This is a genomic window from Stenotrophomonas sp. FBCC-B152, from assembly GCF_059134105.1.
Genome location: NZ_CP101442.1, coordinates 172642 through 196285 on the forward strand (window position 1 = coordinate 172642; position 23644 = coordinate 196285).

The following is a 23644-nucleotide window of genomic DNA, read 5'->3' on the forward strand; positions in this document are numbered from 1 at the left end:
TTCCGTTGGCAAATACGTACAATCGCGAGCTGTTTACGTCCCGTCAGTAGACTGGGCAACCACGCGAACGAATCCGAGAGTTTAAACCACCGCCCCATGTCGAAGCTCGATCGCTATCTCCTGCGTGATTTCGTCCAGAGTTTTCTGGCCACCCTGATCGTATTGCTGGTAGTAAGCGTGGGCGGCGTGCTGGTGGACATCCTCGGCAACATCGCCGATGGCCGCCTGCCTGCCCGCCTGCTGTTCTCCCAGCTGGGCCTGCAGTTCATCGTCTACATGCCGCTGATCCTGCCGCTGGCGCTGATGCTGGGCCTGCTGCTGGCCACCGCCCGGCTGTACCGGGACTCGGAAATGGCGGTCCTGACCGCCATCGGGGTGGGGCCCAAGCGGCTGCTGCGGCCGGTGCTGATGCTGGTGCTGCCGGTGGTCGGGCTGATCGGCCTGTGCTCGCTGTGGCTGGGCCCCTGGGCCGACCGGACCAGCGAGCAGATGATCGAGGACGCCAACAAGAGCCTGGTCATGGCCGGGCTGGAGTCGGGCAAGTTCACCATGCTGTCCAATGGCGGGGTGGTCTACCTGTCCTCGGTCTCGGCCGACGGCAGCGGGCTGGGGCGGGTGTTCGTACAGCGCAGCCGGGGCGACCGCATCGAGGTGATGTCGGCCGCGAGCGGCAAGATGTTCTTCGAGGGCGACCGCCAGCGCTATCTGCGGCTGGATGACGGCCACCAGGTTGAAGGCCCGGCCAACGGCGCGCTGGATTACCGGCTGATGACCTTCGCCCGCAACGACGTTGCGCTGCCAGATGGCGCCATCACCCGCGACGAAAACGACCCCGAGCTGATGCCGACCGGCCGGTTGTTCGGCGACACCCGGCCGGAGGCCCAGGCGCAGCTGCATTCGCGCATCACGCCCCCGCTCATCGCGCTGGCGTTTGCGTTGATGACCCTGCCACTGGCGCGCAGTTCGCCGCGCCAGCAGCGGTACGGGAGGATGATGTTTGCCTTCCTTGCCTACATGGTCGGCATGAACCTGATGTTCATTGGTACCCGATGGATCGCCGACGGCAAGGTGCCGGCGTCATTGGGGTTGTGGTGGTTGAGCCTGCCGTTGCTGGCGCTGGCCATCTGGATGTACCTGCGCGACGGCAAGCTCTCGCGCCCGCGGAGGACCGCATGAAGCTTCACCCGATGCGGTTTGATTTCTACCTGGGCCGGGCGGTGTTCGGCACCGTGCTGCTGACCTGGGCGGTGCTGGTCGGTCTTGACGTGGTGATGGCGTTCTCCGGCGAGTTCAAGGACGTGGGCAAGGGCGGCTATACGCTGGGCCATGCGGCGGCCTCGGTGCTGTACACCGTGCCGCGCCGGGCCTACACGTTCTTCCCTACCGCAGCGGTGATCGGTGCGCTGATGGGGCTGGGCCAGATGGCCGCCACCTCCGAGCTCACCGCGCTGCGCGCGCTGGGGTTGTCGCGCAAGCGGCTGAGTGCCTCGGTGGCGATCGCGTTGTCGTTGATGACGGCGGTGATGGTGGTGAACGGCGAGACGCTGGCGCCTTGGGCACAGAACCGTTCCGACAACATCAGGGCCAGTGCGAAGTCGGGGCAGAACCTTGCCGCGTCGCGTTATGCGGGCGTCTGGGTGCGCGAAGGCGACACCTTCCTCACCGCGACCAGTGGCGATGAGCAGCTGCTGCCCGGCGGCGGCACGCGCCTGGTGCTCAGCGACGTGCGCCTGTACCAGATCGCACCGGACGGAAACATTGCGTCGGTGACCCATGCCGGCACGGTCGAGCACACCGCCGATGGCTGGACCTTGAACAAGGTGCGCCGCGATACCTTCGGCGAGCGTTCGGCCACGCGTACCACCGCGGAAACCGAAAAGTGGGATTCCAAGCTGGATGCGGGCGCGCTGGCCTCCGGGTTCTCCAAGCCGCGCAACCTGGCCGCGCGCGACCTGCGCACCAGCATCGAATACCGCAAGCGCAACGGGCTGGACGCGCGCGATTACGAGGACATCTACTGGAGCCGCTGGTTCTACCCGCTCAACGTGCTGGCGCTGTGCCTGGCCGCCGTCCCGTTCGCGTTCGGTTCGCTGCGCAGCGGCGGCATGGGCAAGCGCCTGTTCCTGGGCATCCTGTTCGCGCTGGGCTTCTGGCTGCTGCAGCTGTTCTTCGGGCGCATGGCCGGTGCGTTGAAGTTCGACTACCGCATCGCCTATGCGCTGCCACCGATCGTGATGCTGGTGGTGTCGGGCATGCTGTTCCGGCGCAAGTCGGGCTGACCCGGGAACCGGGTCAACCCGACGGTAGGCAACGACCGTTGGTCGTTGCGCGTTGATGCGTACCGACCAATGGTGGGTACCTACCGCTTCGGCAGCCGCCGCGTCCGCGTATCGGATGCCCGGTCATGCCACGTCAGGCGCTGCCGGTCGACCAGTGCCCACCATAGCCCCAGTCCCCCCAGCAGCACCGACACCGTACCCACCGCATAACGCAGCCACAGCTGCTTCCGGGTGGGCGCGGTGCCATCGGCGCCCACCACCTGCAACCGCCACGGCCGCATGCCCAGGGTCTGGCCACCGCGCCGCCAGCTTTCGACCGCGTATACCCCGGTCACCGCCCAGCAGCACCCCCACAGCACCCACTGCAGCGCACTGAACGGCGCGATGTTGTCGCGCGCGGCGTGGCCCGTGGCGTAGCCGGCGGTGAACAGCGCGCCGACCAGCATCCACAGCGCCAGCGCCGGGAAGAAGTCGTACAGCAGCGCCAGCAGCCGCCACAACAGCAACGAGGCGGGGCGGGTGGTATCGGCGACGGCAGCAGTAGGCGTGCTCATGCGCCGAGCATATCCTGTGCGCATGCCTGATACCTCCACCCCCGCCGCGCGCCGCCAGCTGGTGCAGCACCTGCCCGAGCTGCGCGACGACGACAACGCGCTGATCCAACGCTTCCTCGATGCGGTCTGGGCCGAACAGGGCCTGGCCCGGGCCAGCCTGGACAGCTACCGGCGTGACCTGGAGGGGCTGGCGCGCTGGCGCGACGGCACGGGCGGCGGGCTGGCCGGGATCGACCGCGCCGGCCTGTTCGATTACCTGGCCTGGCGCGCACGCCACGGCTGGTCGCCGCGCAGCAACGCGCGCCTGCTCTCGGCGCTGCGCGCGTTCTTCGCCGATGCGGTGCGGCGCGGGCAGCGCAGCGAAGACCCCAGCGCGCTGCTGGATCCGCCGCGGCTGCCGCGGCTGCTGCCCAAGGCGCTGGCCGAAAGCCAGATCGACGCGCTGCTGGCCGCCCCCGACGTGGCGCAGCCGCTGGGCCTGCGCGACCGCGCCATGCTGGAACTGATGTATGCCGCCGGACTGCGCGTGAGCGAGCTGGTGGAGCTGCCGGCCAATGCGGTGAACCTGCGCCAGGGCGTGCTTCGGGTCACCGGCAAGGGCAGCAAGGAACGGCTGGTGCCATTGGGTGAAGAGTCCCAGCACTGGCTGGAACGTTACCTGCGCGAGGCGCGTCCGCAGCTGGCCGGCACGCGCGCCGTGCCCGCATCTCGCGACGGCGCGGTGCCGCTGTTCCTGGAGCCGTCACTGCACCCGTTGAGCCGCCAGCAGTTCTGGGGCCTGGTGAAGAAGTACGCCGTGCTGGCCGGGATCGACCCGGTGCGGATCAGCCCGCACGGGCTGCGCCACAGCTTCGCCACCCACCTGCTCAACCGCGGCGCCGACCTCCGCGCGCTGCAGATGCTGCTCGGCCACAGCTCGCTGTCCACCACCCAGATCTACACGCTGGTGGCGCGCGAACACCTGCAGAAGCTGCACGCCAAGCATCACCCGCGCGGATAGCGCCGCCGTTCAGGCGCTGGATTCACCCGGTTGCCAGTCGCGGGGTACGCTCACGGCGCGCGGTGGGCCCAGGCGGGGCGGTTTCGGCGGCGCGTCGCCGGTGGGCAGCGGTCGGGCGAGCAGCGCCGCATGGCGGTCGAGGGTCTCGGGGTCGATCAGCCGGTCGGTGGCCACGCGCCCGTATGGGCCATCGCTGTTGGTCAGCATTTCCCGCCGCAGGTAGCGCACCACGCTCCATTCTGCGCCCAAGCCCGCACCCACGGGAGCGCGGGCCTGCAGCGCGTCGAAGACGTCCGCAATGACGTCTGACTGTGGTCGGCAGGGACCGTTGTCGCCCATCAGTTCCGCCGTTGCCAAGACTTTTGCGCGGAGTTCCTTGAGTGAGTTCAGCTGGCCGCTCCACACGGCTTGGGCCAGCGCATCCAGGGAGCTGCAGTGGGACTTTTCGGTCGATGCCATCGAGGTCCGGGAGTTCACCGAGGTACGTGACGCAAGCGACTCCAGTGATCCCGACAGACTGTGCGGGACGGGCACCGACGAAAGATTGCCAATGCGGGTCAGCAGGTTCTGCATGGATCGGCTGTGGGCGATGGGTGATGCATTGTGATACAGCGCTTGGCGCAGGTCGGTCAGGTGCCGGCTGCGGTCGACCAGCTGCGTCCCGGACAGCTGGTCACGCCGCCAGGCCTGGGTCAAACGCGCCTCCCGATTCTGGATCGCAACGACGGCGGACGTGAATCGGTTGCCGTTGCAGGGAGAGCGGACGCTCAGCTCGACCTTGGCCGAGGTGCTGCCAAGCTGTGCCTTGAACCAGAGCAGTGGGGACGGAATGCGCATGCGGCCGGGGATCGATTCGGGGGATGGGATCATCCCCGCTGCAGGTGCCGCGCACTTCCAGAATTCACTCGGCCTCACAGGCTTCGCCGGGGCGGCTGTGCGAGAATCCGCCCACTCTCACCCGTGGATGTACAGATGCGTCGAGTTCTTACCGTGGCCCTGTTCGGTGCGCTCAGCCTGACCGCCTGCGCCCAGCCGGCCGCCCCCGGTGGCACGCCGGCCCCCAAGCCGGGCAGCAGCGCGGCCACCCCCGCGGCGCCTGCCGCCAGCGGCAACGCCGACCAGACCGTGCGCAGCGCGCTGGCCAGCCTGGATCCGAAATTCAAGCCGGATTACATCGGGGCCGCCCCGTTCCCGGGCTTCCGCGAAGTGCTGGTGGGTGGGCAGGTGCTGTACGTCTCCGACGACGGCCGCTACCTGATGCAGTCCCAGCCGTACGACATCCAGAACCGCACCCCGGCCAGCAGCGCCGGCCTGCTGGCCTTCCGCAAGAAGCTGCTGGATGGCGTGCCGCGCGGCGAGCGCATCGTGTTCGCCGCGCCGAACCCGAAGCACACGCTTACGGTGTTCACCGACATCGAGTGCGGCTACTGCCGCAAGATGCACCAGGACATTCCGGAGTTGAACCGGCAGGGCATCACGGTGGAATACCTGGCCTTCCCGCGCATGGGCCTGGGCAGCCAGGACTACACCGACATGATCTCGGTATGGTGCGCAGCCGATCGCCGCCAGGCCCTGACCAGCGCCAAGCAGGGCCAGCCGGTGAAGCCGAAGAACTGCACCAACCCGGTCGCCATGCAGTACACGCTGGGCCAGCAGGCCGGCGTCAGCGGCACCCCGGCGGTGTTCGCCGCCGACGGCACCCAGCTGGGCGGCTACCTGCCGCCGGCGCAGCTGGTCAAGGCGCTGGAGCGCCAGGCCCGCTGATGCACGCACGCCCCGGTGCGAACGCGCCGGGGCGTTGACCCGGCCTCAGCTGGCGCCGTGGTGCAGCCAGCTGCGTTGCGCGCACAGTGGACTTGCCCGCGGCAGGATCACCGCTGGCATCGCATCATCCAGTCCGCGCCAGTGCGTCACCAGCGTCTGCACGTAGACGGGCGCGCGCCCCGCCGTGGGGCGTGGCAGTGGGCGGTCCAGCGGATTGCCGAAGCCCTCACGCCGCCGCGTCTCCTTCCATTCCCGGTTGATATTGGCGATGTTGGTGATGAACGCCGTCTTGAGCGCGCGTCGGTGTTCCAGGGCGCGGCTCGCGTCCTTGTTGCCGAACACGGCACCGATGCACAGGAAAACAGTAGGGGTACGCATCGGGTTGAAGGCGCCTTAAGAAGAAGGATCGCCATTATTGAAAGGCGTCGCCGGGCGGCTTCCAGAAAGTGCTCACGCGCGCAGAGAAAAAGCGCCCGGGACCGCAAGGATCCCGGGCGCGTCGTTGCAGTCGGTTACTTCAAGCCGTTGCTGATGGTGTTCACCAGCGTGCCTTGGGTGTCATCGCCGCTGAACTCCCAGAAGAACGCGCCGCCCAGTCCCTGGGTCTTCACGTAGCCCATCTTCTCGGTCACCAGCGCCGGCGTGTCGAAGCTCCAGAACGTGGTGCCGTTATAGCTCCAGGTGGCCCGCGCATTCGCATCGGTGTAGATCGGATGGTTGAGGTTCTTCAGCACCTTCCAGTCTTCGATGCCGGCCTCGTAGGTACCCGCCGCAGCGGTGCCGCTCTGGTACAGGCCGTTGTTCACGTTGGGCACGTTGGTCCAGCCGCGGCCGTAGAAGCCGATGCCCAGGTTGAGCTTGCTGGCCGGCACGCCACGGGCGAGGAACGCTTCCATCGCATCGTTGCTGTAGTACAGCTTGGTATCACCGGTGGACGGGTCCGCCGGCGAATTGAACAGCGCCGAATGGTGGCCGGTGATCGGATCGAACGCGCCGTGGAAGTCGTACGTCATCACGTTGATGTAATCGAGATACCCGTGATACGCCGCCGGATCGGTCACCCGGATCTTGTCGATGCCCGCGCCTACCGCCACGGTCAGCAACAGGCCCGGGCGCACTGCGTCGAGCTGGCGGCGGAACTCGGCCAGCAGCGCGGTGAAGTTGGCGTTGTCGGCCGGGTTGCCGCAGGCCAGCCCACATGCCACCGGGTATTCCCAGTCGATGTCGATGCCGTCGAACACGCCCGCCGCCGCGCCCACGCCACCGGCACCATCGGTCACCGGCAGGTTGCCCTTGATGTAGGCGTCGATGCACGAGGCCACGAAGGCCTGGCGGTTGGCCGGCTGCGCCGCGCTGGAGAAGCCGCGCGACCAGGTCCAGCCACCCAGCGAGATCAGCACCTTCACGTTCGGGTGCTTGGCCTTGAGCTGCTTGAGCTGGTTCCAGTTGCCGCGCAGCGGCTGGTCCCAGGTATCGGCACCGCCGCTGACGCTTTCACCAGCCTGGAAGGCCTTGGTGTAATCGGCGAACGCATCACCGCCCACCCCGGTGTTCGGGTCCGAGGCCTGGGTGATGCCCACTTCGCAGCGGTTGTTGCGCACGTTGCCGAACGCGTAGTTGATGTGGGTCAGCTTGCTGGCCGAACCACTGGTGTCGATGTTCTTGACCCGGTAGTTGCGCCCATAGATGCCCCACTGGGTGAAGTAGCCGATCACGCGCTTGTTGCCGCCACTGCCGCCGCCGGCCGCGGTGGTCACGCTGATCGACGCACTGCGTGCCGAGGCGTTGCCGGCGTTGTCGCGGGCACGCACGGTGTAGGTGTAGCTGGTGCTGGCGGTGAGCCCGCCGTCGGTGTACTGGGTGGCGCTGGGCGAACCGACCAGGGTGCCATTGCGGTACACGTCATAGCCGGCCACGCCGCTTCCGCCGCTGTTGTCGGTGGCCGCGTTCCAGGCCAGGTTGACCGTGGTGGCGGTTTTCGAGGGCGAGGCCAGGCCGCCGGGCACGCTGGGCGGGGTGGTGTCGTTGCTGGCCGCATTGACCGTCACGCTGACCGTGGCCGACGAGGTCACCGCGTTGTTGTTGTCGGTGGCGACCGCCTTGAAGGTGTGGGTGCCGGCCGACGCGTTGCTCCAGCTGACGCTGTACGGGGCGCTGGTGTCGATGCCCAGCGAGGTGCCGCCGCGGAAGAACTCGACCTTGCTGACGCTGCCATCGGCATCGCTGGCGTTGGCGCTGACCGTAATGGTGCTGCCGGCGCTGAAGCTGGCGCCGTTGGCCGGCGAGGTCAGGCTGACGCTGGGCGGCTGGTTGCTGCCGCCGCTGTCGCAGGCGCCCAGGTTGGTGTAGTACGGCGCACCGGCCGGGTGGTCGGGCGGGGCGTTCCAGATGTCCTGGTTGGCCCGGTACAGCACGCCGCCCTTCTGCAGGGTGCTGCCGGCCAGGTAGATCACGTTGCCGTTCCATTCCGGTACGCCACTACAGCTGGCGGCCTGGGCCAGCCCCGGAGCGAGCGCCGCCGAGGCGAGGGCTGCGGCCAGCAGCCAGCGCCGGTGGCGGGAGGCGCGGGGGGATAACGATGTCACCGTACTGCGCGCAATCGGGTCAGCCATGTCGTACTCCGATCAGGTGGTGGGCGCTGGGCGGCAGGATGTCGGCCAGCGTTGCAGCAGGTCCGGGGCCGGTGAGAGAGGCCGGCACCAGCAGAGGGGGCGGACGCGGGCCTGCCCGGCGGGAGGCTTGGCAGGTGGTGGCAACGTTGTCATGGTTTGTCCTGCCAATCCGTGCGCCAGCGCAAGGTTCGGGCGGCCGGTGCTTTCGCCCTGACCGGCGGCGGCCCGGCCGGAACCGACCCGGCGACTGACCACCGGCGGGCACGGACCGGTACAATAGTGGGCCCCGTCTCCAACCACGGTTCCCCGGACATGATGGTCCTCGAGGGCGCATCCGCCCTTTCGCCGTTCCGCCGCGAACGTCTTGAATCCCGCCTGCAGTCCCTGGCCGCCGACCTGCGCATCACCGGTGCCTGGCACGTGTACTTCATCCAGACCGAGGGCGATGCGACCCCGGACCCGGCGATCCTGAGCCGGATCCTGGAAGCCCAGCCCGCGCTGGCGCCGCAGGAGGCCGGGGCCATCTCCCGCTTCGTGGTGCCGCGCCTGGGCACGCTGTCGCCGTGGTCGAGCAAGGCCACCGAGCTGGTGCGTGGCGCCGGGCAGCCGATCCGCCGGGTGGAACGTGGCCTGCGTATTGACCTGGCCGGCTGGCCGGCCGACGCGGCTGCCCGCGAGGCGGTGATCCGCGCGCTGCACGACCCGATGACCCATTCCGTACTGGACGATGCCGCCCAGGCCCAGGCGCTGTTCACCGCGCCGGCCCGTGGCGAGCTGGAGCGGGTGGCGCTGGAAGACCTGGAGGCGGCCAACCGCCGCCTGGGCCTGGCCATGGCCCAGGACGAGATCGACTACCTGCGCCAGCGCTTCGGCGATTTGGGCCGCAAGCCCTCGGACGTGGAACTGATGATGTTCGCGCAGGCCAATTCCGAGCACTGCCGGCACAAGATCTTCAATGCCAGCTGGACCATCGATGGCGCCGACCAGGCCCATTCGCTGTTCCGCATGATCAAGAACACCCACCAACAGACTCCGCAGCACACGCTCAGCGCGTACAGCGACAATGCGGCGGTGGTGGCCGGCTTCCCGGCCGCGCGCTATCGGCCGGACCCGGCCACGGGCGAATACCGCAGCGAAGCGGTGGTGGATTCGGCGTTCTGCATCAAGGTGGAAACCCATAACCACCCGACCGCGATCGCCCCGTTCCCGGGCGCCTCCACCGGCGCCGGCGGTGAAATCCGCGATGAAGGCGCCACCGGCCGTGGCGGCAAGCCCAAGGCCGGCCTGACCGGCTTCTCGGTCTCGCACCTGCGCATCCCGACCCTGCCGCAGCCGTGGGAAGCGCCGCGCGCGCTGAACCCGCGCATGGCGCCGGCGCTGGACATCATGCTGGAGGGCCCGCTCGGCGGCGCCGCCTTCAACAACGAGTTCGGCCGCCCCAACCTGCTGGGTTACTTCCGCAGCTTCGAGCTGTCCGAAGGCGATGGCCTGACCCGCGCCTACGACAAGCCGATCATGCTGGCCGGTGGCCTCGGCGCGATCGACCAGGTCCAGGTCGAGAAGCTGAAGCTGCAGCCCGGCGATGCGGTGATCGTGCTCGGCGGCCCGGCCATGCTGATCGGCCTGGGCGGCGGTGCCGCCAGTTCGGTGGCCTCCGGCGAAAGCGCCGAGGACCTCGATTTCGCCAGCGTGCAGCGCGACAACCCGGAAATGGAACGCCGTTGCCAGGAAGTGATCGACCGCTGCGTCGCGCTCGGCCTGGACAACCCGATCCGCTGGTTCCACGACGTCGGCGCCGGTGGTCTGTCCAACGCGATTCCGGAACTGCTGCACGACTCCGGCGTGGGCGGTGTGATCGACCTGGGCAAGGTGCCCACCGACGACCCGTCGCTGTCGCCGATGCAGCTGTGGTGCAACGAATCGCAGGAGCGCTACGTACTCGGCGTGCCGCAGGCGCGCCTGGCCGAGTTCGCCGCGCTGTGCGCGCGCGAGCGCTGCCCGTTCGCCGCCGTTGGCGTGGCCACGGCCGAGGAACGCCTGGTGGTGGCCTACGGTGCCGCCGTCGGCAACATCCCGGCCGATGCCCCGATCGACCTGCCGATGGACGTGCTGTTCGGCAAGCCGCCGAAGATGCACCGCGACACCGCCCACCCACCGGCACCGCGCTGGCCGGCGCTGAAGACCGGTGGCCTGGACCTGCACGAGGCCGGCCTGCGCGTGCTCGCGCACCCGTCGGTGGCGTCGAAGAACTTCCTGGTCACCATCGGTGACCGCAGCGTCGGCGGCCTGACCGCGCGCGAACAGATGATCGGTCCCTGGCAGCTGCCGATGTCCGACGTTGCCATCACCCTGGCCGGCTTCGATACGCTGGCCGGTGAGGCGATGTCGATCGGCGAACGCACCCCGCTGGCGCTGCTCGATGCCGCCGCCTCCGCGCGCATGGCGGTGGGCGAAGCGATCACCAACCTGTGCGCGGCCCCGGTCGATGCGCTGGAAACCGTGAAGCTTTCGGCGAACTGGATGGCCGCGGCCGGCCACAACGGCGAAGACGCGCTGCTGTACGACGCGGTGCGTGCGGTGGGCATGGAACTGTGCCCGCAGCTGGACCTGAGCATCCCGGTCGGCAAGGACTCGCTGTCCATGCAGGCGCAGTGGCACGACGCCGGTGAGGCGCACAAGTCGGTGTCGCCGGTGTCGCTGGTGATCACCGCGTTCGCGCCGGTGGCCGATGCCAGCACCCAGCTGACCCCGCTGCTGGACCGCGAGACCGACAGCGAACTGTGGCTGATCGGCCTGGGCGCCGGCAAGCAGCGCCTGGGTGGTTCGATCCTGGCTCAGGTGCACGCCGACCACAGCGCGCTGCCGGCGTTTGCCGGTGCCGTGCCGGACCTGGACGACCCCCAGCGCCTGCGTGCGTTCTTCGAACTCATCCGCGATGCACGCCAGTCCGGCCTGCTGCTGGCCTACCACGACCGCAGCGATGGCGGCGCGTTCGCCGCGCTGTGCGAAATGGCCTTCGCCTCGCGCCAGGGCCTGGACATCACCCTGGATGCATGGGGCGATGACCCGTTCCGCAGCCTGTTCAACGAAGAGCTGGGTGCGGTGGTGCAGATCGCCCGCGAAGACCGTGCGGCGTTTGCCGACCTGGTCGAGCGCCATGCACTGACCGAATGTGCCCAGCGCATCGCCCGCCCGACCACCGCCCCGGTGGTGCGCGTCTCGCTGCAGGGCGAAAGCCTGGTGGAGTGGCGCTGGGAAGCGCTGTTCGATGCCTGGTGGTCGGTCACCCACGCCATGCAGAAGCTGCGCGACAACCCCGACAACGCCGACCAGGAGCGCGCCATCGCGCGCAGCTTCACCGCGCCGGGCCTGAAGCCGAAGCTCAGCTTCGACCTCAACGAAGACGTGGCCGCGCCGTTCATCAACACCGGCGCGCGCCCGCGCGTGGCGGTGCTGCGCGAGCAGGGCGTCAACGGCCAGATCGAGATGGCCAACATCTTCGAACGCGCCGGCTTCCGCAGCGTGGACGTGCACATGAGCGACCTGATTGCCGGCCGCGTGGATCTTGCCGACTTCACCGGCCTGGCCGCCTGTGGCGGCTTCAGCTACGGCGACGTGCTGGGTGCCGGCCGCGGCTGGGCCACCTCGGTGCTGGAGCGCAGCGCGCTGCGTGATGCCTTTGCCAGCTTCTTTGCCCGCCAGGACAGCTTTGCGCTGGGCGTGTGCAACGGCTGCCAGATGCTGAGCCAGCTCAAGGACATCATCCCCGGTGCCGAGCACTGGCCGCAGTTCCGCCGCAACCGCAGCGAGCAGTTCGAAGCCCGCACCGCGTTGCTGGAGATCGTCGAATCGCCGTCGATCCTGCTGCGTGGCATGGCCGGTTCGCGCCTGCCGGTGGCGGTGGCGCACGGTGAAGGCCAGGCGGTGTTCGCCAACGCCGTCGACCAGGCTGCCGCCCGCGTATCGCTGCGGTACGTCGATGGTGACGGCAACGTGGCCAGCCAGTACCCGCTGAACCCGAACGGCTCGCCTGACGGCATCACCGGCCTGACCACCACCGATGGCCGCGTGACGATCATGATGCCGCACCCGGAGCGCACCCCGCGCGCGGTGAACCTGAGCTGGCGTCCGGCCGACTGGAACGGCGACTCGCCGTGGCTGCGCATGTTCCGCAACGCCCGGGTGTGGTGCAACTAACGCACCACGCTCGTTGAACGGGTAGGGCCGGCCATTTGCCGGCCCACGCAACACCTCCAATTCGCGCAAATCCGTCTTCACATCACACGTTGCCGATGTCGCAGCGCGCCATCGCGTGCGTGCGCGTTTTTCGCGACGCAGGCGTATGGAAACATGGCTCGCGCAGCGCGCAGCAGTGAAGGTCACGTGAAAAATACACGTGTGCAGCACGCGCGAACCAATACGCGGCAATGAGTTACATCGCGTTTCACGCGTGATGATCGTTACTCACATGCATCTAACAAATGCGCCGCATGAATGGCCGAATTTGTGACGCTTCTCGCGTTAGAACAATTTCTACTGTCAAAGTCTTGACGTTCTGAAAACCCTGCGTTAACACTGAGTTCTCAGTTTGCAATCGTTCAGTTCGGAAGTAACCGCAAGGATGGCGAGTTCCCTGTTCGTTGATCGCGCCGTGAGCGCGCCATCCGGCACAACGCAGTAAATCAAGCGGAAAACGCCCCCAGGGGACGTTGGGCCACGCGGCCCGGCGTTGGCGTCGCTTTGCCCAAAACCAGCCAACCAGGAGTCGCATCGATGAATCGGATTTATCGCAAGGTCTGGAACAAAGCACTGGGGCAGATGGTCGTTGCCTCCGAACTCGCCAGCAGCCAGACCCCGGGCGTGGTCATCGATCAGCGACGATCTTCCGACACGCGCGGTGGCGCCGTGCTCTCGGCCGCCATTGCGTTGACGCTGGGATTAGGCATGGCCGGCGCGCCCTCCGGTGCGCATGCGCAGTCGGTGGAAGTGGGTGGCAACGCCAACTGCGTGGTGCTCAACAGCAACGTGATCGACAGCTGCGTGGTGGATGGCAATGCGACCGCATCGGGCGCGAACGCCGTGGCCATCGGCAGCAACAGCACCGCTTCGGCGGCCAACAGCGTGGCGCTCGGCGCCGGCTCACGCGCTGCACGCGCCAACACCGTCTCGGTCGGCGATGCCGGCAAGGAACGCCAGGTCACCAACGTGGCCGCCGGTACCGCAGCCACCGATGCGGTGAACAAGGCGCAGCTGGATACCGTGGCGGCCACCGCCGCGAGCGCGACGCGCTACTTCAAGGCAGACGGCGAAAACAACAACAGCGATGCGGCCAGCATCGACGGTGACGGCGCGCTTGCGGCCGGCGCCGATGCCACCGCCGACGGCGATGGCGCCACCGCACTCGGCCACAACAGCCAGGCGCTGGCCAACGCCACCACGGCCGTCGGCAGCGATGCCGTTGCGGCGGGCCTGGGCGGCAGCGCATTCGGCCAGAACAGCCTGGCCATTGGCGACGCCACCGTTGCGGTGGGGCAGAGCGCGATGGCGTTCGGGCTCGGTGACGTTGCGCTCGGCGCGTCCGCGTTCGCGGCTAGTGAAAACGGCGCGGCAACGGCGATTGGCGGCCTGGCCGAAGCCAGCGCCGATGGCGCCACCGCCATCGGTGGCGGCGCACTGGCCATCGGCGCAGGCAGCACCTCGCTCGGCCGCGGTGCCGGCAGCGGTGGCGAAGCGTCGATTGCGGTGGGTGCGTTCAGCACGGCGGTCGCCGACTTCAGTGCGGCACTGGGTTCCAACTCCGCAGCGGTCGCAGTGGGCAGCGTCGCGCTCGGCGCCGGTTCCTACGCCGATCGCGTGGACACCGTGTCGGTCGGCAACAACAACGGCCTGCAGCGGCAGATCACCCACGTCGCTGCCGGCACCGAAGCCGGCGATGCGGTCAACAAGGCCCAGCTGGACGAAGTGGGCGAGGTCGCAGGTACCACGGCGAAGTACGTGCAGGTCACCGGCAGCGCCGACAGCGATGCCGGCGCCTTTGCCGACGGCGACAACGCCACGGCCGTGGGCGAAGCCACCAATGCGCTCGGCAACGGCACCACCGCGCTCGGCAGCGGCGCCACCGCGGTTGCGCAGAACGCCACCGCCGTGGGCTACAACGCGCTGGCCAGCGGCCAGAACAGCGCGGCCTTCGGCACCAACGCACAGGCCAATGGCCCGGGCAGCGTCGCCGTCGGTGGCGCCGCCGTCGATGAAGACGGCAACCCGCTGATCACCAACGGCGGCGTGCCGGTCGATACCGGTGCGACCAGCGCCGGCGTCGGCGGTACCGCCGTTGGCGCCAGCGCTGAAGCATCCGGTTTCGCTGCTTCGTCGTACGGGGTAGGCGCATACGCCGCCGGTGCACAGTCTTCCGCGTTCGGCGCGGTGGCCAACGCCACCGGCGATTACGCCACCGCCGTGGGCACCCAGAGCGTGGCCGCAGGCACCAGCAGCACCGCCATCGGCGGCCCGGCCGACCTGATTCCCGGCCTGGGCTTCTTCGTGCAGACCCAGGCCAGCGGTGAAGCCGCTACCGCCGTGGGTGCGGGTGCCATCGCCAGCGGCGACTACGCCGTGGCCAATGGCACGCTCAGCGAAGCCTCGGGCACGGAAGCTACCGCCGTGGGCTACTTCGCCTACGCACCGGGCGAAGGCGCGTCCGCGCTGGGGGCCGAAAGCTGGGCCAGCGGTGAACTGAGCACGGCGGTGGGCTTCTACAGCACCGCACGCGGCGCCAACAGCGTCGCCCTCGGCGCCAATTCCACGGCCGTGCGCGACTACACGGTGTCGGTCGGCGATGTCGGCAACGAACGCCAGATCACCCACGTCGCCGCCGGCAGCGAAGCCACCGATGCGGTCAACAAGGCGCAGCTGGATGCCGTCGCCGACACCGCCGACGGCACCGCCTACCGCTTCAAGGCCAACGCCTCGCAGGACAGCGACGTCGGCGCGTTCGCCGATGGCGATGGCGCGCTCGCGGCAGGCGAGGCCAGCAATGCCATCGGCGCAGGCGCCACCTCGGTCGGCAACGGTGCATCCGCGGTCGGCGATGACACGGTGGCCGTGGGCCGCAATGTCGCCGCCACGGGCAACGGCAGCGTCGCCATTGGTGGCGTCGGCCAGGCCTACGACCAGTACAACTCGCCGATCGTCGATGCCGACGGCAACGCGGTGACGGTCGGTACCACCGCCGCGCAGGATGCCGTCGCGGTCGGTGCAGGTGCACAGGCCACCGGCGCGCTCAGCAACGCCTACGGCAGCGGCGCACAGGCCACCGGCGACAACAGCCTGGCACAGGGCTACAAGTCGCGCGCCACCGGTGAATACAGCGTTGCGCAGGGCGACAACGCCTTTGCCAGCGGCAGCGAAAGCACCGCTACCGGTGCCTATGCGTGGGCCACCAGCGATGGGGCCACCGCGTTCGGTTCCAGTGCGTGGGCCACCGAGGCCAATGCCACCGCCGTGGGCTATGCGGCGTGGGCCGATGGCAGCGGTGCCACCTCGGTCGGCTACAACAGCTGGGCGCGCGGCAACAGCTCCACCGCACTCGGCCGTGGTGCGTTCGGCTACGGCGACAACAGCGTCGCGGTGGGCTACCAGGCCCTGGGCAACAGCATCAACACCATCGCCATCGGCACCAACGTGGTGGCCGGCGGTGAAAGCGCCATCGGCATCGGTGCCGGCAGCAACGCCAGTGCCGCCAACGCGGTGGCGCTGGGCGCCGGCGCACGCGCCGATCGTGCCTACACGGTGTCGATCGGCAACGACGACCAGCAGCGCCAGATCACCCAGGTCGCGGCCGGTACCGAAGGCACCGATGCAGTGAACGTCGACCAGCTCACTGCGGCCACCGACAAGTTCCAGGCCACGGGGGATGGCGTCGCCGTCGCCGGTGGCGAGGAAAGCGTGGCCGCCGGTTCCAACGCCGCCACCGATGGCGATTACGCCACGGCGGTGGGTTCCAGCAGCTTCGCCAGTGGCACCGGTGCCTCGGCCGTGGGTAGCGGCGCGTTCGCCCTGGCCGATGGCGCTACCGCGGTTGGCCTGAATGCACTGGCCAGCGCGGGCAGTGCCACGGCCACCGGCGCCGATGCGCAGGCCACCGCCGAATACGCCACCGCCAATGGCGCCGAAAGCCTGGCGTCGGGTGAGCAGAGCACCGCCAATGGTGCGGCCAGCATCGCCTCCGGCGCAGGCAGCCTCGCCAGCGGCGCGCTGTCCGAAGCGGCCGGTGAGGAGTCGGTGGCACTGGGGTACTACAGCACCGCCAGCGGCTCGGGCTCCACCGCGGTCGGCGCGGAAAGCGTGGTCAGCGGCACCTTGTCGGCCGGCTACGGCTTCGCCTCGGAAGCGACCGCCGGCTACACCACCGCGATCGGTGGCTATGCCGCCGCCACGGCGTTCAACGCTACTGCGCTGGGCAGCTTCGCCCAGGCCACCGGGTCCAACAGCGTGGCGCTCGGCGGCGACGCCGAAGCCAGCGGCGCGTACAGCACCGCCACCGGCCAGGGCAGCCTGGCCAGCGGCACCAACAGCGTGGCCATCGGTGGCGCACTGTTCGGCCTGCTGCCCACCGAAGCCTCCGGCAACTACTCCACCGCCGTCGGCGGCGGCGCATGGTCGCCGGGTCTGAACAGCACTGCGCTCGGTAATGCCGCCACCTCCGAAGGCGAAAACAGCGTCGCGCTCGGTGCCGATTCCATCGCCGACCGCGACGACAGCGTGTCGGTCGGCAGCGTTGGCAGTGAGCGCCAGATCACCAACGTCGCCGCCGGTACCGAAGGCACCGACGCGGTGAACGTGGACCAGCTCAATGCGGTGGCCGATGCGGCCGCCACCACCAGCAAGTACTTCCAGGCCAGCGGCAGCGATGCCAGCGATGCCGGTGCCTTCGTCGACGGCGATGATGCGCTGGCTGCCGGTGAAGCCAGCAACGCCATCGGCAACGGCGCCACCGCGCTGGGTGCGGGCAGCACGGTGGTTGCCAACGAGGCGACCGCAGTGGGCTTCAATGCCACGGCCACGGCCGACAACGCGGTGGCCGTGGGCAGCAATGCCGCCAGCAGCGGTGCGGGTGCGGTCGCGGTGGGTGACCTCAGCGCGGCCAGCGGCAACGCCTCGGTGGCCATCGGCGGCGGCGCGCTGTCGCAGGGCTTCGGCGCGGTCGCCATCGGCGCCGGCTCCGAAGCCACGGGCCTGGCCTCCACCGCCGTGGGTTACGGCGCGTGGGCGCTGGGTCGCGAAACCACGGCCATCGGCAACTTCGCCACGGCCGACGGCTGGGCCGCCAGTGCGTTCGGCGCGGGCGCCACGGCGGCCTTCTTCGGTACCGCGATCGGTACCTACAGCTATGCGGACGAAGTAGCCACCGCGGTGGGCCAGGGCACGCGTGCCAACGTGGCCGGTGCCGCGTTCGGCGTGCAGGCCAACGCCGGCGAATACGGCGTGGCGCTGGGCAACAACGCGGCCACCGCACAGAACGGCGTGGCGGTCGGCTTCAACGCCCTGGCCGGTGCCGATGCCAACAGCAGCACCCAGGGCATCCAGACCACGGCCGTCGGCAGCGAGGCGTGGGCCACCGAAGACGGCGCCACCGTGGTTGGCTACAACAGCTACGCGCAGGCGCTGAACTCAACCGTGGTGGGCAGCAATACCTGGACCACCAAGGACGCCGAAAACAGTGTCGCGCTCGGCGCCGGCACGCTGGCTGACCGTGCCAACACGGTATCGGTCGGTGCGGCCGAAGCCTGGACCGATGCGGCGGGCGTGGTGCATGACGCGATTGACCGCCAGATCACCAACGTGGGGGCCGGTACCGAAGACACCGATGCGGTGAACGTGGCGCAGCTGAAGGAAGTGGCGGCGGTGGCCGAAACCACCAGCAAGTACTTCCAGGCCAGCGGCAGCGATGACAGCGATGCCGGCGCCTATGTGGAAGGCGACAACGCACTGGCCGCGGGTGAAGCGTCCAACGCGATCGGCGATGGCGCCAGCGCACTCGGCAGCGGTGCCAACGCGCTGGCCAACAACGCCACCGCCATCGGCTTCAACGCGCTCGCCAGCGGTGACGGTGCGGCGGCGCTGGGCAGCGAGGCCCAGGCGACCGGCGAAGACAGCGTGGCCATCGGCAACGGTGCCGCCGCGAGCGAGATCGGTGCCAGCGCCGTGGGCGCCGGTGCGCAGGCCTCCGGTGCGTACAGCACGGCCGGTGGCAGCGAAGCCATCGCGTCGGGCCAGCAGGCCACCGCCAACGGCTTCCGTTCCACGGCGTCTGAAGCCGGTGCGTCGGCGTTCGGTGGCTACAGTGAAGCCACGGGCGAACTGTCGTCGGCACTGGGTTACGGCGCGGTTGCGTCCAATGCCTACGCCACCGCCGTCGGCGCAGCGGCTACCGCCTCCGGTGCCAGTGCGGTTGCGGTGGGTGAGTTCAGTGAAGCCACCGGCGACGAAAGCGTCGCCGTCGGCGGCAGTACGTTCTTCGGGTTCATTCCGGCGCGCGCGTCGGGCACCGGCGCATCGGCCTTCGGTGCCGGTGCCTGGGCCACCGATGACTACGCCACCGCGGTCGGCTGGAACTCGTGGGCCGATGCGGCCAGCGCCACCGCGCTCGGCGAAAGCGCAACGGCCACCGGCGTGAACAGCGTGGCCCTGGGCGCAGGCTCCAGCGCGGACCGCGACAACAGCGTCTCGGTCGGCACCGCCACCGCGCAGCGGCAGATCACCAACGTGGCCGCCGGTACCGAAGGCACCGACGCGGTCAACCTCGACCAGCTCAACGCCGTGGCCGACACCGCCGAGGAAACCAACCGCTACTTCAAGGCTTCCGGCAGCGGCAACGGCGATGACGTGGGCAGCTACGTCGATGGCACCTACGCCACCGCGGCAGGCGAAGCGTCCAACGCGTTCGGCACCGGCGCGTCGGCCTACGGCAGCGGTTCGCTGGCGTCGGGTCGCTATGCGTCGGCGTCGGGCTACAACGCCTCGGCCACCGCCGATTCGGCCACCGCCATCGGTGGTTCGCTGTACTACGAAGATGCCAACGGCAACGTGCTGCTGGACAAGGCCACCAGCGCCAGCGGCACCGGCGCCACCGCACTGGGTGCCGGCGCACAGGCCACCGGTGCGTTCAGCACCGCCAGCGGTGCCGGCGCCACGTCGGCCGGGGTGCAGTCGTCGGCCTTCGGCTACAGCGCCGAAGCCGGCAGCGACTACAGCACCGCCGTCGGCGCGTTCAGTGCCGCCAGCGGGGTGCGTACCACCGCGCTCGGCTACGGCGCCGAAGCCAGTGGCGATTACGCCTCCGCGTTCGGCTGGGGCAGCACCGCCTCGGGTGCTTACGGCATCGCCATCGGCAACAGCGCGCAGGCCAGCGGGGCCAACAGCTTCGCCGGCGGCGCCAGTGCCTGGGCCACTGCGGCACAGACCACCGCCGTGGGCCAGCTGGCCTGGGCCACCTCGGCCGGCTCCACTGCGATCGGCCAGGACAGCTACGCCTACAGTGGCCTCAACGCCACCGCGTTGGGCAAGAGCGCCTGGGCCAGCGGCACGGGCAGCGTGGCCCTCGGCGCAGGCTCGCGCGCCACCGAAGCCAACGTGGTCTCGGTCGGTGGCGGCAACGGCACCACCGGTCCGGCCACGCGCCGCATCACCAATGTCGGCGCGGCAGTGAATGCCACCGATGCGGTGAACAAGGCGCAGCTGGACAGCGTGTCCGCCACCGCAGACGCGGTCGGCCAGCGCTTCAAGGCCAGCGGCAGCGGCGTGGCCACCGCCAGCGGCACCGATGCGCTGGCGGCCGGTTCCGGTGCCACCGCCAGTGGCACCCGCAGCAGCGCGCTGGGCACCGCGGCCACCGCATCCGCCACCGGCGCGACCGCCGTGGGCGCCGATGCCTCCGCACGCGGCGACAACAGCACGGTGCTCGGCCGCCTGGCCTCGACCAACGCTACCAACGGCGTCGCCATCGGCAACGGTGCGTTCGTCAGCAACGGCGCCAACGGCATCGCCATAGGTTCCAGCGCGGGTGCCTCCGGCGCCAATTCGGTGGCGCTGGGCGCGGGCTCGCGTGCGGTGGAAGCCAACGTGGTCTCGGTCGGTGGCGGCAACGGCACCGATTCGCCGGCCACCCGTCGCATCGTCAATGTTGCGGCCGGTCGCATCGCCGCCGGCAGCACCGATGCGGTGACCGGCGGCCAGCTCAACACCACCAACCAGCGCGTGGGCGCAGTGGAAACCCGGGTCGGTGACATCGACGACCGCATCGGCTCGGTGGAGAACGTCACCGCCAACGCGCTGACCTACGACGACAGCACCCGCGACACGCTCACCCTGTCCGGCCTGGACGGCACCACGCTGGACAACGTCGCCACCGGTTCGATCGCCAGCGGCAGCCGCCAGGCCGTCAACGGCGGCCAGCTGTTCCAGGCCCTGACCGACACCGCCAGCTTCCTCGGCGGCGGCGCCAGCATCGGCATGCAGGGCGTGTTCGTGGCGCCCAACTACGTGATCCAGGGCACCACCTACAACAACGTGGGCGATGCGCTGGGCGCGCTGGATGCCAAGGTCACCGACCTCGACCAGCGCGTGGCCAACGGCGGCAGCAACGCGGCGCGTGCGCGCACCGCGTCGGCGTCCACCGCCAGCGTGGCTGCCGCACCCGAGGCTGCCGATACCGCGGCGACCACGGCCGCCAGCAGCGACACCGCCCGCGTGGCCAGTGCCGATGCGCCGGTCGTGCAAGGCACGCCGACCGCTGCCAGTGTCGGCGCCCCGCAGCCGGTGGCGGCGGTGGCACCGGTCACATCAGTGGCGATGGGCGACGGTGCGGTGGCCAGCGGGGCCTCGGCCACCGCGATCGGGCAGGGGGCCAGCGCCACGGCCGCCAACTCGGTCGCGCTGGGCCAGGGCTCGGTCGCCGACCGCGCCGACACGGTCTCGGTGGGTGCCGTCGGTGCCGAACGCCAGGTCACCAACGTCGCCGCCGGCAGCGCCGCCACCGATGCGGTCAACAAGGGCCAGCTGGACGGTGGCATCGCCACCGCCAACAGCTACACCGACCAGCGTTACAGCGCGATGGCCGACACGTTCGACATCTACAAGGGCGAAATCGACGAACGCCTGCGTCACCAGGACCGTCGCATCGATCGCCAGGGGGCGATGAACGCCGCGATGCTCAACATGGCCACCAGTGCCGCCGGCATCCGCACGCAGAACCGCGTCGGCGTCGGTGTCGGCTTCCAGAGCGGCGAATCGGCGTTGTCGCTGGGTTACCAGCGTGCGCTTAGCGAGCGCGCCACCGTCACTGTCGGCGGTGCGTTCAGCAGCGATGACAGCTCGGTCGGCGTCGGTGCCGGCTTCGGCTGGTAAGCAACGCAATGCAAGGCCTGAGGGGGCGGGTCACGGAAACCCTGGCCAGGGCCGGCCGGGGTTTCCGCATGGAGTGTTTGGCCTGAACAGTCGTTTGATCCATGACCTTGAAGAGGATTACACCGTGACCAAGAAGCAGAACCTTCGCATCAACGTGCTGGCAGCCGCCGTGCTGTCGCTGTCCGTGGGCGCCAGCGCCTATGCCGCCGGTTTGCCGGTCAAGGAACCCGCGAAGCAGGCCAGCGTCGCCCAACAGGGTTCCCAACGCATCATCGTCAAGTACGCGCCCGGCAGCGCGGCCGCCTCCGACCGCTCGGCCAAGCTGTCCACGGTGACCTCGGCGGTCTCGCGTGCCAGCCTTGGCGCCACCGCCTCGCGTGCCGCGGCGGCCAGCCCGCAGGTGCTGCGCCGGCTCGGCACCGGTGCCGATGTGATCCGCCTGCAGGGCAAGCTCAGCCAGGCCGACCTGCAGAAAGTGCTGAAGGAAATCCAGGCCGACCCGTCGGTCCAGTACGCTGCGGTGGACGTCAAGCTGCAGCGCGCCGACGTGCGTGCCAAGGAAACCCCGCAACTGGTGCCGAACGACCCGTACTACGCGCAGTACCAGTGGCACCTGAACAGCGCCACCGGCGGCGTCAACGCACCGGCCGCGTGGGACGTGGCGCAGGGCGAGGGCGTGGTGGTGGCGGTGCTCGATACCGGCATCCTGCCGCAGCACCCGGATTTCGCCGCCGGCACCCTGCTGGAAGGCTATGACTTCATCAGCGATGCCGAAACCTCGCGTCGTCCCACCGACGCCCGCGTGCCGGGCGCACTGGATTACGGCGACTGGGTTGAGAACGACAACGAGTGCTATGACGGCTCGCTGGCCGAAGACAGCTCGTGGCACGGCACCCATGTGTCGGGCACGATCGCCGAAGCCACCAACAACGGCGTCGGCATGGCCGGCGTGGCGTACAAGGCCAAGGTGCTGCCGGTGCGCGTGCTCGGCAAGTGCGGCGGCTACCTCTCCGACATCGCCGACGCGATCACCTGGGCCTCCGGTGGCACCGTGACCGGCGTGCCGGCCAACCCGAACCCGGCCGAAGTGATCAACATGAGCCTGGGCGGCGGCGGCGCGTGCGATCCGGCCTACCAGGACGCGATCAACGGCGCGGTCTCGCGCGGCACCACCGTGGTGGTGGCGGCCGGCAACCAGGCCTCCAACGCCTCCGGCTACCGTCCGGCCAGCTGCGCCAACGTGATCGCCGTGGGTGCCACCCGCATCACCGGCGGCATCGCCTACTACTCCAACTTCGGCACCGCGGTGGACCTGTCCGGTCCGGGCGGCGGCGGCAGCGTCGACGGCAACCCGGGCGGCTACGTCTGGCAGGCCGGCTACAACGGCCTGACCACGCCGACCTCCGGCGCCTACAGCTACATGGGCATGGGCGGCACCTCGATGGCCTCGCCGCACGTGGCCGCCGTGGCCGCGCTGGTGCAGGGCGCGCTGGCCTCGGCGGGCAAGGATCCGCTGACCCCGGCGCAGCTGGAGACCCTGCTCAAGCAGAGCGCACGCACGTTCCCGGTGACCATCCCGGCGGCCACCCCGATCGGCAGCGGCATCGTCGATGCCAAGGCCGCGCTGGACAAGGCCCTGGAAGAGCCGTGCACGGTTGACTGCGCGCCGGATGCGACGCCGCTTACCAACCGCGTGGCGGTCAGCGGGCTGACCGGTGCCGGTGGCAGCGAAACGCTGTACAGCTTCGAAGCGACGGCGGGCAAGACGCTCAGCTTCCTCACCTACGGTGGCAGCGGCAACGTGTCGTTGTACGTCAGCGCCGGCGCCGAGCCGACCGCGACCGACTTCGATGCCAAGTCCTCGCGTCCGGGCAACAGCGAAACCGTGCGCTTCACCGCGCCGGCGGCGGGCACCTACTACATCAAGCTGGTGGGTGAATCGGCTTACAGCAACGTGAGCATCCAGGCCGTCCAGTAACGGTCGGCAGCACCCTGCGGGAGCCCGTCATGTGACGGGCTCCCGTTTTTCAT

The 23644-nt window shown here is 69.5% G+C and carries 11 protein-coding genes; 7 read left to right on the top strand and 4 right to left on the bottom strand.

The features are described from left to right. The first annotated feature begins 96 nt into the window (after positions 1–96). Together lptF and lptG are read left to right on the top strand one after the other, a co-directional pair. Entirely contained in the window at positions 97–1176 is a 1080-nt protein-coding gene (gene lptF, locus NMB40_RS00795; RefSeq protein ID WP_282244738.1) for an LPS export ABC transporter permease LptF, read from the top strand. Further along, positions 1173–2279, top strand: coding sequence for an LPS export ABC transporter permease LptG (gene lptG, locus NMB40_RS00800; protein ID WP_282244739.1), 1107 nt, complete (start codon positions 1173–1175; stop codon positions 2277–2279). The genes lptF and lptG overlap by 4 nt, the downstream gene beginning before the upstream one ends. An 80-nt stretch (positions 2280–2359) precedes the next feature. Here the strand turns inward: lptG and NMB40_RS00805 are convergent, their stop codons facing one another. Next, positions 2360–2833 carry an RDD family protein gene (locus tag NMB40_RS00805; protein WP_494359845.1) on the bottom strand — a complete coding sequence of 158 codons (474 nt, stop codon included), beginning with the start codon at positions 2831–2833 and terminating at the stop codon, positions 2360–2362. Between the two features lie 22 nt (positions 2834–2855). Here NMB40_RS00805 and xerD point away from each other — a divergent pair, with 22 nt between their 5' ends. Then, positions 2856–3833, top strand: a complete 978-nt coding sequence (xerD, locus tag NMB40_RS00810) for a site-specific tyrosine recombinase XerD (protein WP_494359846.1) — start codon at positions 2856–2858, stop codon at positions 3831–3833. Between the two features lie 9 nt (positions 3834–3842). Here xerD and NMB40_RS00815 read toward each other — a convergent pair whose 3' ends face one another. Then, the gene (locus NMB40_RS00815) at positions 3843–4670 is read right to left on the bottom strand and encodes a hypothetical protein (RefSeq protein WP_494359847.1); all 828 of its coding nucleotides are present in this window, start codon (positions 4668–4670) and stop codon (positions 3843–3845) included. Between the two features lie 135 nt (positions 4671–4805). Between NMB40_RS00815 and NMB40_RS00820 the strand changes: the two genes are divergently transcribed. Next, the gene (locus NMB40_RS00820; RefSeq protein WP_494359848.1) at positions 4806–5597 is read left to right on the top strand and encodes a thioredoxin fold domain-containing protein; all 792 of its coding nucleotides are present in this window, start codon (positions 4806–4808) and stop codon (positions 5595–5597) included. Positions 5598–5642: 45 nt separating this feature from the next. Here the strand turns inward: NMB40_RS00820 and NMB40_RS00825 are convergent, their stop codons facing one another. Together NMB40_RS00825 and NMB40_RS00830 are read right to left on the bottom strand one after the other, a co-directional pair. Beyond that, entirely contained in the window at positions 5643–5975 is a 333-nt protein-coding gene (locus tag NMB40_RS00825) for a hypothetical protein (RefSeq protein WP_494359849.1), read from the bottom strand. 134 nt (positions 5976–6109) lie between these two features. Continuing rightward, entirely contained in the window at positions 6110–8209 is a 2100-nt protein-coding gene (locus NMB40_RS00830) for a glycosyl hydrolase family 18 protein (protein ID WP_494359850.1), read from the bottom strand. A 312-nt stretch (positions 8210–8521) separates the two neighbouring features. On the opposite strand from NMB40_RS00830, the gene purL reads away from it, so the two are divergent. From purL to NMB40_RS00845, 3 genes are all read left to right on the top strand, one after another. Continuing rightward, complete coding sequence (gene purL, locus NMB40_RS00835) at positions 8522–12406, top strand: phosphoribosylformylglycinamidine synthase (protein ID WP_494359851.1); 3885 nt, start codon at positions 8522–8524, stop codon at positions 12404–12406. A gap of 576 nt (positions 12407–12982) precedes the next feature. After that, complete coding sequence (locus NMB40_RS00840) at positions 12983–21613, top strand: ESPR-type extended signal peptide-containing protein (RefSeq protein WP_494359852.1); 8631 nt, start codon at positions 12983–12985, stop codon at positions 21611–21613. A gap of 124 nt (positions 21614–21737) precedes the next feature. Then, on the top strand, positions 21738–23591 hold the full coding sequence (locus NMB40_RS00845) for a S8 family peptidase (protein WP_494359853.1): 1854 nt from the start codon (positions 21738–21740) through the stop codon (positions 23589–23591). The last annotated feature ends 53 nt before the right edge of the window (positions 23592–23644 follow it).